Raw genomic sequence first — 12,246 nt, 5'->3', positions numbered from 1 at the left:
AGCAGCCTGCGTGACCGCAGCTGCTTTCGCAGCTGCTTTCACCCGCCCGGCAGGGACCTGGCCACCAGCGGTGGTGGGGGCGGGTGGAAACTAACCCGGGCAGCCAGCAACTGTCAGCTGACCGCGGTGGCCGGGGACTGCTTACGTAGTACTGGGGAATGCAGAACCACACCCGGCGCGGGGCGCGGGTGTGGTTTGGGAGGGGCTTAGAGGGTCAGAGGTCCTCGTCGCGGCGGCGGCGCCAGCGGTCTTCCATCCGCTCCATGAAGCTGCCGGACGAATCGTGTCTGGTCCGGTGCCGTTTGGACTGCGGCGGAGGCGGCGGCAGGTCGTCGCCGTCGCTCGCGTTGCTGATCCGCTTCATGCTCAGCGCCGCGATGTACAGGCAGGCGACCATCACGACGAAGCCGATCACTCCGATGATGGTGTTGGGAATGATCGCGCCGGCCATCAGTACAACGATGCCCAGCACGAATCCAACGCCGGCAAGCACTGCCCGGCGCTTGTAGTACAAGCGCACATTGGTGCCTCGCATGGCGGAAACAAACTTCGGGTCTTCCGCAGCGAGGGCACGTTCGAGCTGCTCGAACTGGCGCTGCTCTTCTTCCGAGAGGGGCACCGTCGATCCCTCCATGGTGAGCGCGATCTCGATAGGCCGAGTCCAGTCTAGGCCGACCATGCGGTCCACGAAACCCTGACCGCCTGTCCCGCGCGTCACGGTCCGGCAACTCCGCACGGTAACCGCTGCTCCGGCACCGGTTTCAGCGCTGCAAGGCGCAGGTTCATCCGGCGTGTCGCCGCCATCCGGACACAGCAAGTAATCAACTTCCGGACACCCCACGACGCCCCGAAAGGCATTCCCCACCTGGCCAGACAGCTGGTACGAACGATTGACCCACCCCGACCACTGGGAGCGGCGAGCGGCGGCGGAGCTAGGGAGCTGGGATCAGCGGGTGGCGAGGATGTGGAGCTGGGGGGCGAGGGCGCGGAAGGCGGGGTGCTGGCTGGCGGCTCGCTCGAGTTCGGCGAGGGCTTCGGGCGCGCCGGGCTCGGAGTCGACGAAGGCCGCGGGAACCAGGTCGGCGAAGGTCCGCACCCCGTGCACGGTGTGCACCATGAAGCCGGCCTCGGCGAGCTGGGCGATGATGCCCGCCTCGTCGAAGCGGCGCGGCATCGGGTCGGTCGGCCCCCACCGCCCGTCGGCGTCCTGCAGTGCGACGCGAGCCTCGGCGAGATGCCCGGCCAGCGCGCGAGCCAGTACGACGGCGTTGCGCTGGGCAACCAGGAGGCTGAGTACGCCGCCTTCCCGTAGTACGGAGGCCATCGCCTGCAGAGCCTGTACCGGATCGTCGACGACCTCGAGCACGCCGTGGCACAGCACTGCGTCGGCAGTCGACTCACCAGCGACCTCGGGGAGCTCAGCGGCATCGCCCTGTACGCCACGGACGAGCTTGCTCACACCCTCGTCGGCGGCGCGGCGTTCGAGCGAGGCGAGCGCGTCGGGGCTGGGGTCGACCACGGTGACGCGGTGCCCCTCAACTGCCAGCGGGACGGCGAATCCACCGGTACCACCGCCGAGATCGACGATGTCCAGACCTGCTCCGGGGTCGATACGAGCCCGGCCCGCAAGTGCCACTCGCAGAGCCTCGGCGACCAGCGCCGTTCGCACCGAGCGCCGACGTCGGTCGACCATCCTGAAGCCCTTCTCGCGACAACACCACTCCGAGCCACACCCTACTGGCCGACCACCCATCCTTCTCACCACCACTACCTGTTCAGCTGCGACCGGACAGCAACCGGCCGAGTCGTTCGATGGCTTCCTCAGCCTCCTCGACCATCAACTCGGCGACCTCCACCGATCGTTCCGCAGTCGCACCGACGAACGTCGCATTGCTCACCGCGATCGCCCACTCCTCCCCCGTCGCCGCGAGCCACTCACCCATCGGCGTACCGGCTTCCTTCAGCCAAGCTTCCTTGTACGCCGTGACGCCGGCCCGCCGCGCAGCCATCACCACGTCGAGCATGGCCGGCCCCACCCGGGCACTCCCCCAGTCGATCAGCCGCGGTGGCCTCGACGCCTCGGGATCCGCCGCGATGACGTTGTCGCCGTACACGTCACCGTGGATGAGCGTCGGCGGCAAAACCTCCAGCCCGAGCAACAGCCGCTCATCCTTAGCAAACCGCGCGAGCAACTCCAGCGCCCGGTCGAACACCGCATGCTGTCCGTGCTGAGCTGCTGCCCTGGCAATCCCACCCGGCGCAAACCCGGTGAACGCCGATCGCAGGAACTGCTCGTCGACCTTCGGAATCCCCGTCGGCAACTCGTCGACCCGACCGAGGTGCCGCAGATGCAGTCGCGCCAGAGCCGCGTACACGACCGCGGGTGGCTCGGTCTGCCACCCGATCACTCCACCAGGCTCGAACGGCACGACAATCCATGGGCCGTCCTCGTCAGTACCTGAGTCGATCAACTCCGGGAACACGGGATCGACAACGTCCAAGCTGTTGAGCGCGGCGACCTCACCCGGCGTCGCACGCTTGGCAACCACGTCGATCTCAGCAGCCGGCCCGACCCGCGTCGGCCCGCAGATGCTGGACCGCGCCGCCCGGTAAGTGACTGCGACGCGCTCGATCATCGGCGACGTCGCGCCGCCGGTGAGCGGTACTCGCCGGCCGATCCCCACCACGACCGTGTCGCCACCCAGCCAGTTCTGGATCGCTTCGGAGCGGATTGGCGGCGGCTTCACCCGGCCGAGCGTAGGCGCGGGCGTTTGTCGACCGACACCGGTTTTCTTCGGGCCGGGCGGAGCGAGGATCATGGTGGGCATGGCGTCAGTACCGGACCTCGTCGATGTGGTTGCCTTCGGCGCCGACCCGACCGGGCGGGCTGACTCCGCGCCGGCGGTCGCCGCGGCGTTGCGGCACGCCAAAAGGCTCGGCCGGCCGGTACGGATCGTGTTCTCCGCAGGCACCTTCCAGCTGTATCCCGAGCAGGCGAAGACGCGCGAGCTGTACGTGTCCAACACCGTCGGCGCCGACCAGCGGTACCGGGAGAAGAAGATCGGGCTGCTCGTCGAGGACATGCACGACGTCGTCGTGGACGGGCATGGCGCCAAGCTCGTCTTTCACGGGCTGCAGACGGCCTTCGCGGCGATCCGTTCGTCGGACGTGACCTTCACGAACTTCTCCTTCGACTACGCCGGCCCGAAGGTCGTCGATGTCACGGTCGCCGAGGCGGGTGTGACCGGCGGGCGGGCGTACCGGATCTTGTCGGTCCCGGCCGGCAGCCCGTACGAGGTAAGCGGCGCTCACCTCACCTGGCTCGGCGAGACCAGCCCGGTCAGCGGTACGCCGTACTGGTCGGGCGTCGACGGACTGGAGTACACCCAGATCCACGACCCAGCGACGCAGCGCACCTGGCGCGACGACAACCCGCTCTTCACCGATGTCGCCGGCATGCGCGATCTCGGCGACCAGCGGATCCGCATCGACTACGCGACCGCCATCCGGCCGGACGACGTCGGGCTCGTCTACCAGATGCGGCTGATCGAACGTGAGGAGCCGGGCGCCTTCATCTGGGAGTCGTCGAACGTGGTCCTGCGGTCGATCAACGCCCACTACCTGCAGACGTTCGGCATCGTGGGGCAGTTCAGCGAGAACATCACCATCGACCAGGTGAACTTCGCGCCGGACCCAGCCTCCGGCCGTACCACCGCCTCGTTCGCCGACTTCGTCCAACTGTCCGGCATCAAGGGCGACGTCACGATCACCGACTGCATCTTCGACGGCCCGCACGACGACCCGATCAACATCCACGGCACGTACCTCGAGGTCATCGGCAAGCCCGCGCCCGACGCGCTCAGCCTCAGCTGCGAGCACCCGCAGACGGCCGGCTTCCCGCAGTTCTACCCCGGCGACGAAGTGGAGTTCGTCGACAAGCTCACGATGTCGCCGCTCGAGAACGGCCGGGCCGTGGTCGTCGCTGTCGACGGTCCGAGCGGGATGGACCATACGAAATCGCTGACCACGATGACCGTCACCTTCGACCGCCCGCTGCCCGAGGCGATCGAGATCGGCGGCACGGTCGCCGAGAACATCACCTACACCCCGTCGGTCGTCATCTCCGGCAACGTCTTCCGCAACGTGCCGACCCGCGGCGTACTCGTCACCACCCGCAAGCCGGTACTGATCACCGGCAACCGCTTCGAGGCGATGTCGATGGCCAGCATCTTCATCTCCTCGGATGCCTACCAGTGGTACGAATCGGGCCCGGTCACGGACGTCATCATCCGCGGGAACGAGTTCACCAGGCCTGCCGATCCGGTCATCCTCATCGAGCCGACCAACCGCGACGTCGACCCCACCAGGCCGGTGCACCGCAACATCACCGTCACCGGGAACACCTTCGACGTCGGCGACCTCACCCTCGTCAACGCCAAGAGCGTCGCCGGCTTCCAGTTCACCGCCAACACGATCCGCCCGATCGGCGGACCGGGCCGGCCGCCGTACACCGCACCGCTGTTTGTCTTCACCGGAAGTACAGACATCCAGGTAGCTGACAACGACTACGGCACTGGTACGGCGCCAGACCGACGGTGACTAGCGGACGACGTTGTAGCGCAGGTGGGTGACGCCGCTGCCGGCCTCGACGACACGGTCCCTGACCAGGTTGACCGGGTCGGCACCGAGCAGGTCGAACAACCGGACGCCGCCACCGAGTAGTACCGGCACGAGGTGTACCTGGATCACGTCGAGCAGCCCGACCGCCAACGCCTGCTGGGCCGCGGTGGCGCCATGCAGACCGACCGTCTTGTCCCCCGCCACGGCCTGCGCCTGGGCGATCGCGCTCTCGACGCCATCGGTGACGAAGGTGAAGACGTCCGGCGACTCCGCCGGCGGCTTGTGAGTGAGCACGAAGCAGGGAACGTCGCCGGCCGGACCGCCGTCACCCCAGCCGCCGTCACCGACACAGAAGTCGTACGACCGTCGGCCCATCAGGATCGCGCCGACACCATCCGCCATCTCCTGCAGTACCGCCTGGTCTGCTGCAGTGGCCTTCGACCAGAGCCATTCGTGCAGTACCTCGCCGCCTTCACCCAGCGGGTACTTCCGGCTGTCGTGCGGCCCGGTGACGAACCCGTCCAGCGACATCGACATCCCCACAGCAACGGTTCCCATGGCTCCTCCTCAAGGCTTCTCCCCGCTCCTTGCGGGATGCCTCAAGCCTGTCTTCGCCACGCCCACAGGACATCCGTAGCCACCACTGAATCATCCAGTGTGGTCCGGCGCCCAAGCCTTCAGCGCACTCAACTCCGCACGCCCCTCCGCAGCCCGCTCCGGTATCAGCAGCAACGTCACAGCCCGCTCGAACCGGGCCCCGATCCGCTCCCACCGCACCACTGCCTCCCCCATCAACTCCAGATCCCCCGTATGCCTCGCCGTCGCCCGGGCCAAGCACGCCGCCGCCCAATCATTCTCAGCCGCCGCAGCCCCGGCCTGTACTAGTCGCTCGGCGGCACCGGGCAAACCCGCGACTACAGCCAGCTCCGCGCCGGCCGCATGGGCATAAGCCATCCACCACTTCTCCGAAAACGCCATCGACGCAGCCCCCACCAACTCCGCGGCCTCGGCGTACCGGCCAGTGTGGGTCGCTACTCGGGCGTTGGTGAAGGCTGCGGCTGCTGCGAGAGCGCGGGAGGCGGCTGCGTCGTCGACGTGCGCCATCCGGCGGGCGCGGGAGCACCATTCCTCGAAGGCGGGGGCGTCACCGCGCAAGCCGTGGACGAGGGCGACGATCGCTGCGGCCGAGGCTGGCCAGTCGCCGCGGAGTGATGACAGTTCTGACTCCACCTCAGCTGTCGTGGCGTACAACCAGCCGTCCCACAGCACGTCCGCCTGGACCAGCGCCTCATCAAACTGCCCGCTCAGACCGCATAGCCGGATCAACCTCGGCGCAACGATCGCCGGATGAGTCGCGACCGAGTCGGCCCGGGACGCCTGCTCCGCAATGCTCGCAGCGGCCGGCAGATCTCCAGCGGCTATCGCGGACGTCGACGCCACATGGAAGAGATCAACCAACTCCGCTGCAACCGCCGGCTCATACCGCGACGCACTAGCGGCCAACCGGAGCCGCTCGTCCGACAACCGATGGGCTTGACGCAACTGCCCCGCATTGGCCAGCGCAGTACCCAGCGCGTCCAACGCCCCCAGCACCAGCGCGTCATCCCCAGCCCGCCGCGCCGCCGCTACCGCAGCCCGCGACAACTCGAGATCCGGCTCGAGCGGCGTCTCCCCCGCAACCCACGCCCGCGCAATCGCTAGTACCGCGTTGGACCGCTCGTCACCCGCCTCCACCAGCGCGGCCGCTTCCTCCACCAACGTAACCAACCGATCACGCGCAACCGGTTCCTTGAACGCCATCGAAAACCGGGTACCAGCCACCACCGCCGAAGCCAAAGCCGCCGCCCGCGCCCCAGCCGTCTCCGCGAGACCAGCCGCCTCCATCAACAGCCCGAACGCGGTCTCCCCGTTAGAGGTCGTCAACGCAACCGAAGCAGCCATCCCAAGATCCTCAGCCGCAGCGCGCGCATCCGGCGCCAGCTCCGCCGCCCGGCGGTAGTGGTCGTCCGCAGCCATCACTTGACCACGACCAAAGCTAAGCCGCGCAAGCGCCCTAGCCAGCCGGTACGCCGTACCGCCCGTCTCCGCCGCCTTCCCTGTCGGAGCAGCCACCGCGAGGGCGTGGCGGAGGTCGTCGGCCACTGCGTCGAATTCAGCCACCGGCAGGTGCTCGATGCGGGCATCCAACTGGGCGGCTGTGTCGGCGGCCCATTGAAGGTACCGGGGTCTGATGTCCTCGCCGCTGGCCTCCAACTCATGGAGGGCGACCGCCCGGACCGTCTCCAACAGGGACCAACGAGTGGTCGCGCCGACCCGACGGTGTACGACCAGACTCCGGTCAACCAGTCGGCCGATCAGGTCGGCAACAGCACCGACCCCGTACTCCGGGTCAAGCGCCACCACAGCAGCGAGATCGAAGCCACCGACGAACACCCCCAGCCGCCGGAACAACAGGCGCTCCTCATCGTCCAGCAACTCCAGACTCCACCCGATCACGTCACCGAGCGAGTGGTGCCGTTGATCCGGCCCACGCCCACCAGAGATCAACCGCAGCAGGTCATCCAGCGCAGCACCGACCCCATCCACGCCCAGCGACGCGGTCCGAGCTGCGACCAGTTCGATCGCCAGCGGCATCCCGTCGAGCGCAACGCACAACTGCTCAACCGCCGCCGGTTCGGCAACGAGCCCGGGATCCGTCGCACGAGCCCGATCCAGGAAGAGCCGCGCCGCCTCGTCCCCCAGCGGCAGAACCTGAACCAACCGCTCTCCAGGAACAGCAAGCCGCTCGCGACTCGTCGCAAGAATCGTGACGTGCGGGCAAAGCCGCAGGATCCGCGCGACCAGCTCCCCCACCTCAGCGATGACGTGCTCGCAGTTGTCCAGCACCAGCAGCGCCCGCTCAGAACGCAGCCGATCGATCACCGCATCGGCCGGCGTCCCCGGCGGCTTCTCGACAACCCCGAGCACCTGCGCCACCGCCTGTCCAACACCGCCGGCACGCACCGGTACAAGATCCACGAACACCGAGACCCGCTGAAGACCCTCAGCCACCTCGACAGCAAGTCGCGTCTTACCCATCCCACCGACTCCGACCAGACTCACCAGCCGCGATCCATCGAGCGCCGCAGCCACCGAGACGCGTTCCCCCTCCCGCCCGATGAACGACGTCGGAAACACCGGGAGTTGGCCGGCGACGGGTGCAGCCGTCGTACCGCCCGCAGTACCGGCCTTTGCTCCGCCGCCGCCCGAAGCGTCGGCGAGTGCTGCCAGGGTGCGGCGATCGGGTACGCCCGCTTTGCGCAACAGCGAAGCCACATGGCTCTCCACCGTGCGTACAGACAAGTGCAGCCGAGCGGCGATCTGCGCGTTGGACTGATGCCCGCGAATCGCCGCAAGCACCTCAGCCTCCCGCGCCGAAACCTGCTCCCGCCACTCCATCCCGGCACTCTAATGTCCGTGGTGGCCACGGATGCGCGCACTTCACGGCCGTACGAGGCTGGCGTCATGACCCCACAAGAAACAGCCCGCCGAATCATCCACGCCAACAACTACCTAACCCTCGCCACCACCGACCACACCGGCCACCCGTGGGCATCACCGGTGTACTTCACCCCCGACAGCGGCATCGACTTCTACTGGGTCTCCCGCCCAGACAGCCGCCACTCCCTCAACCTCACCACCCGCCCAGAGGTCGCCATCGTCATCTTCAACTCCCAGCTCCCGGTCTTCCACGCCGAAGCCGTCTACCTGACCGCCCACGCCGAACAGGTCAACGACGGCGACCTCCCCCACTGCACAGCCCTCTACCGCAGGCGCCACCCCGACCTGACCACCTTCACCCCCGAACACCTACAAGCCCCCAACCTCCTCCGCCTTTACCGCGCCCGAGCCGTAGAAGCCTCCGTACTCCTAGACGACGACGGCCCCGACAGCCGAGTCCCCCTGGCCCTTCCCATCTAGCTGGTTCGGAAGGCGATGGCGAGCAATTGCTCGGTGAAGGGCTTGAGATCGCCGCTGCCCCACGGGTTGTACGCAACTGTCAGCTGGCGACGACCGTCCTCTGTAGTCCAAGAGGCAGCTGGTACCCGAAGATGTCGCCGTCGTGCCCCCACACCCGGACACCGTTGACCACCATGGTCTGCACCCCAAGCCCGTAGTCGTAACTCCGCCCCGTACTCCGGATCTGCAACAACTGCCTCTGCTGCGCCGGCCGCAGCAGACCACCGGTGACCAGCGCGCGGTAGAAGCGGCTGAGGTCCGCCGCAGTCGACACAACCTCCCCCGATGCACCGGCAACCGACGGGTTGAACCGAGTGATGTCGACGGGCTCAACCTGATCGCCCACCTGTCGCGGCAGGTAGCCGTGCGCATGTGCCCCCGCAATGACCGACCGTCGCCCGGGAAACTCCGTACCGCGCAGCCCCAGCCGATACAGCACCCGCCGCTCGACTGCCACCCAGCAAGCCGATCACCCGGCACAGCCCCCGGTGCCCGACGTCCGAGCAGCCGTACGCCGGATACTCCAAGGCAGCCCCGTGGCCAAGCAGCGAACACCTGCTGTCTAGCAACTCGGCGATCCCGACGGTGGTCGCACCGCGCGACGCAGGAGCGCCCACCCCGGGCGGGCGGGAGCACCCAGAGCGGGAGCGACGCAGGAGCGGACGCGGCGGGTGCGTCGGGCTGGTTTGGGTGGGTGGGTGGGGACAGGTCAGCGCCCGCGGAACGGGGATCCGCGGGCGCTGCAATTGGGGTGGTGGGGAGGCGGGTTAGCTTGCCTGCATCCAGGGTTGGGCTAGGACTGATTGGGGGTCGGAGGCTCTGGGGAGGACGGGCTGGGTGGTGAGGTTGAGGCTGGACTCGACCAGGTCGTAGAAGGTTTCGGCGGCTCGGACCAGGTCGTTGGCCTCGCGGGTGGTGACGGCTCGCTCCAGGCCGGCTTCGGCGGCGGCGCGTTGGGTGGCGCCGGCGGCGAAGAAGGAGGCCCATTCGCCGAACTCGGGGGCCACCTCGGAGAGCAGCACCCAGGCGTTGCGCTGGACGCGGCGGCGGGCGCCGGAGCGGACCGGGCGGGCGCGGACGGCGAGCACTGCGGCCGCGACTCGGAGGGCGGCCACGTGGGCGCTCGAGTAGCGGATCAGGTGGTCGTCGGCCTCGCGGGCCTCGGCGAGCGCCGTACGCGCCCGGGAAAGATCGCGGCTGGCCGAGCCGGCGGCTGCCGGCGAAACCGGTGAAACTGTCATCGGTCCGTCACCCTCTCGAGTTGCCAACGTCCGGAGTCCGGGTCGTGCGCGAGATCGAACATCTCCCGCCGGCCGTGCCGGCCGCACCCCGCCTCCACGCGGAAGACCGCCCGTTGCGGCCCCCAATCCGCGTCCAGCACACCGACGGCGGCGGAGGATCCCGCGACGGCGGTCGCCGTCGCTGCGCCCACGCCGGCGCCGATCACGCCACGCTCCCACCAGGCCGCCGTCTCCACCCAGTGGGCTTCGACCGCGCAGACCCGCCACAACCGTCCACGCCACAGGAATTGCTGTGGAGTCTCGATCCCGTCCACGACGTCTGAACGCACCTCGACGGACTCATCGAACTCCCACATACCGCATCGCCTCCTGTGCGCGAACTTCTTCCCCTGGTCAGCGGCCCGGTGGGTGGGCGCCAGGTGGGGGTCGAGGTCCACCTCGGCGCCCGGCCCACCGGGACCACCGGTTACCGATGCGGCCGCAACTCCGCACCGGAGTCCTTCAGCTGTCCCGATCGCCGGCGCCCGGTCTCCCGACGAAACCGGTTCTGCGGCAATCGAACATCTGTTCGAACACTGAAAGCGTAACCCTGCCCGCCGACAATCGTCAACGGGACGTAAGCGGCCGGCGAGCCGCGGCGCGGGCTCCCGCCGCCAGACTGGATCCAGCACCCGGACCCGCCGGGTGACGGACTGGAGCCGATCGATGCCGAGCACCCGCCGCCGTACCCTGGCCGCCACCACCGTGGTGGTCGCCGCCGTGGTCGCAGCCGTCGCGCTGCCGCTCTTCCAGCCTTGGCGGCTCTTCACCGGCAAGGTGGTCGACGAAGCGCTTCCGGGCGCCGATCCGATCTCCATGACCACATCCTCGGTGCCGCCACCGACAATTTCCGGTGACCGCCGGCAAACCCCCTCCGCACCCCCACCAAAGGCGCCGAAACGACTCACCTCCGGCAGCTTCATCAGCCACGAGCACAAGACGACCGGTACCGTCTCCGTCCTCGAGTTGCCCAACGGCTCCCGCGTACTACGCCTGGAGGCCCTCGACACCTCCGACGGCCCCGACCTCGAGGTCTGGCTCAGCGACGCCAAGGTGCTCGACGGCCGCCCCGGCTGGCACGTCTTCGACGACGGGCGGTATCGCAGCCTCGGCCAGCTCAAAGGCAACCAGGGCAACCAGAACTACGCGATCCCGGCAGACGTCGACCTGAAGGCCCTGACCAGCGTCTCGATCTGGTGCAACCGCTTCAACGTCTCTTTCGGCGCCGCCCAGCTGACCCAGACCTGAGCTCCCGGAATTCATCAAAAACCGGATGTAACCGCCCACGCCACCGAACTACTGTCAGCCCATGACCACCGGCAGCGCCTTCATCTCCGCGCGGACCCTGAGCCAGGGCTTCCACGACGAGATCATCCGCCCGCTGCTCGCTGGAATCCCTTACGCGGCTGGCCTGCTCGGCTGGGGCTCGGACGTCCTCGGCTACGACACCGAGCGCTCGATGGACCACGGCTGGGGACCGCGTCTGCACATCTTCGTCGACGCCTACCAGGTGGACCACGCCACCGCCGCAGTAGAGGCAGGCTTGCCCGAGGAGTACCGGGGTCACCCGGTGCGCTTCGGCTGGGACACCCAGGAGCCCGTCCACCACATCACGATCACCACCGTCGACGCCTGGCTCAAGGAGCACCTAGGCGTGCTCAACGGCCGCCACCTCAGCCTCCAGGACTGGCTGGTAACTCCACAGCAGAAGCTGCTGGGGGTGGTCGCAGGCCAGGTGTACGCCGATGACGGCCGGCTGCAGGTGGTACGGGACGAGTTCCGGTGGTACCCGGACGACCTCTGGCGCTGGATGATCGCGTGCCAGTGGTCCCGGATCGCTGAGGAGGAGACCTTCGTCCAACGCACCTCAGAGGTCGGGGACGAGCTCGGCTCACGCATCGTCGCCGCACGCCTCGCCCGCGACCTGATGCGTCTCGCCCTGCTGATGGAGCGCACCTATGCGCCCTACACCAAGTGGCTCGGCACCGCCTTCAGCGAACTCGGCCACCCCGACGGGCTCGATCGCGATCTCGAGGACACGCTCAAAGCCGGTACCTCCCCCGAGCGCGAGCGCGCGCTGACGTCGGCGTACCGGAAGGCGGCGATCCGATTCAACGCGCTGCGGCTGACCGCACAGGTCGACGTCGAGCCGCACCAGTTCCACGAGCGGCCGGCGATCGTGCTGGGCGCCGGACGGTTCGTCGAGGCGAGCCTCGAAGCGGTGAAGGACCAGAAGGTGCGGGATCTCGGTCTGGTCGGCGCGATCGACCAGTTCGCCGACAACACCGACGTACTGAGCAATCCCAAGGCATACCGCAAGTTGATCAGCATCTACGAGAAGTAGGGT

12 protein-coding genes are annotated in these 12,246 nt (G+C 68.3%); 4 read left to right on the top strand and 8 right to left on the bottom strand.

What is annotated here, in order from left to right:
* Positions 1-214 precede the first annotated feature (214 nt).
* From AB0M15_RS14155 to AB0M15_RS14145, 3 genes are all read right to left on the bottom strand, one after another.
* Entirely contained in the window at positions 215-679 is a 465-nt protein-coding gene (locus tag AB0M15_RS14155; RefSeq protein WP_363818439.1) for a DUF3040 domain-containing protein, read from the bottom strand.
* 267 nt (positions 680-946) lie between these two features.
* A complete protein-coding gene (locus AB0M15_RS14150; RefSeq protein ID WP_363817674.1) occupies positions 947-1,693 on the bottom strand; it encodes a methyltransferase domain-containing protein in 747 nt (248 codons plus the stop codon).
* A gap of 82 nt (positions 1,694-1,775) precedes the next feature.
* Positions 1,776-2,747 (bottom strand): aminoglycoside phosphotransferase family protein, encoded by a 972-nt coding sequence (locus AB0M15_RS14145; RefSeq protein ID WP_363817671.1) that lies wholly within the window; start codon positions 2,745-2,747, stop codon positions 1,776-1,778.
* Positions 2,748-2,826: 79 nt separating this feature from the next.
* On the opposite strand from AB0M15_RS14145, the gene AB0M15_RS14140 reads away from it, so the two are divergent.
* Entirely contained in the window at positions 2,827-4,599 is a 1,773-nt protein-coding gene (locus tag AB0M15_RS14140) for a right-handed parallel beta-helix repeat-containing protein (RefSeq protein ID WP_363817668.1), read from the top strand.
* Here AB0M15_RS14140 and AB0M15_RS14135 read toward each other — a convergent pair whose 3' ends face one another.
* Together AB0M15_RS14135 and AB0M15_RS14130 are read right to left on the bottom strand one after the other, a co-directional pair.
* A complete protein-coding gene (locus AB0M15_RS14135; RefSeq protein WP_363817665.1) occupies positions 4,600-5,178 on the bottom strand; it encodes a dihydrofolate reductase family protein in 579 nt (192 codons plus the stop codon).
* A gap of 90 nt (positions 5,179-5,268) precedes the next feature.
* Positions 5,269-8,058, bottom strand: coding sequence for a LuxR C-terminal-related transcriptional regulator (locus AB0M15_RS14130; protein WP_363817662.1), 2,790 nt, complete (start codon positions 8,056-8,058; stop codon positions 5,269-5,271).
* A 66-nt stretch (positions 8,059-8,124) separates the two neighbouring features.
* Here AB0M15_RS14130 and AB0M15_RS14125 point away from each other — a divergent pair, with 66 nt between their 5' ends.
* Positions 8,125-8,580, top strand: coding sequence for a pyridoxamine 5'-phosphate oxidase family protein (locus AB0M15_RS14125; protein ID WP_363817659.1), 456 nt, complete (start codon positions 8,125-8,127; stop codon positions 8,578-8,580).
* 79 nt (positions 8,581-8,659) lie between these two features.
* Here the strand turns inward: AB0M15_RS14125 and AB0M15_RS14120 are convergent, their stop codons facing one another.
* From AB0M15_RS14120 to AB0M15_RS14110, 3 genes are all read right to left on the bottom strand, one after another.
* Positions 8,660-9,076, bottom strand: a complete 417-nt coding sequence (locus tag AB0M15_RS14120; protein WP_363817656.1) for a serine hydrolase — start codon at positions 9,074-9,076, stop codon at positions 8,660-8,662.
* Between the two features lie 310 nt (positions 9,077-9,386).
* Positions 9,387-9,860, bottom strand: a complete 474-nt coding sequence (locus AB0M15_RS14115; RefSeq protein WP_363817653.1) for an SAV_6107 family HEPN domain-containing protein — start codon at positions 9,858-9,860, stop codon at positions 9,387-9,389.
* Positions 9,857-10,216 carry a DUF6504 family protein gene (locus AB0M15_RS14110; protein WP_363817650.1) on the bottom strand — a complete coding sequence of 120 codons (360 nt, stop codon included), beginning with the start codon at positions 10,214-10,216 and terminating at the stop codon, positions 9,857-9,859. The genes AB0M15_RS14115 and AB0M15_RS14110 overlap by 4 nt, the downstream gene beginning before the upstream one ends.
* A 349-nt stretch (positions 10,217-10,565) precedes the next feature.
* On the opposite strand from AB0M15_RS14110, the gene AB0M15_RS14105 reads away from it, so the two are divergent.
* Positions 10,566-11,147: a DM13 domain-containing protein gene (locus AB0M15_RS14105; protein ID WP_363817647.1), complete on the top strand. Its 582-nt coding sequence runs from the start codon at positions 10,566-10,568 to the stop codon at positions 11,145-11,147.
* 61 nt (positions 11,148-11,208) lie between these two features.
* Positions 11,209-12,243, top strand: a complete 1,035-nt coding sequence (locus AB0M15_RS14100) for a DUF4037 domain-containing protein (RefSeq protein ID WP_363817644.1) — start codon at positions 11,209-11,211, stop codon at positions 12,241-12,243.
* The last annotated feature ends 3 nt before the right edge of the window (positions 12,244-12,246 follow it).

The organism is Kribbella sp. NPDC051718 (assembly GCF_040681515.1).
Taxonomy (GTDB): Bacteria; Actinomycetota; Actinomycetes; order Propionibacteriales; family Kribbellaceae; genus Kribbella.
Note: the sequence above shows the minus strand (reverse complement) of the source record. Positions and strands in the feature narration are given on the sequence as shown.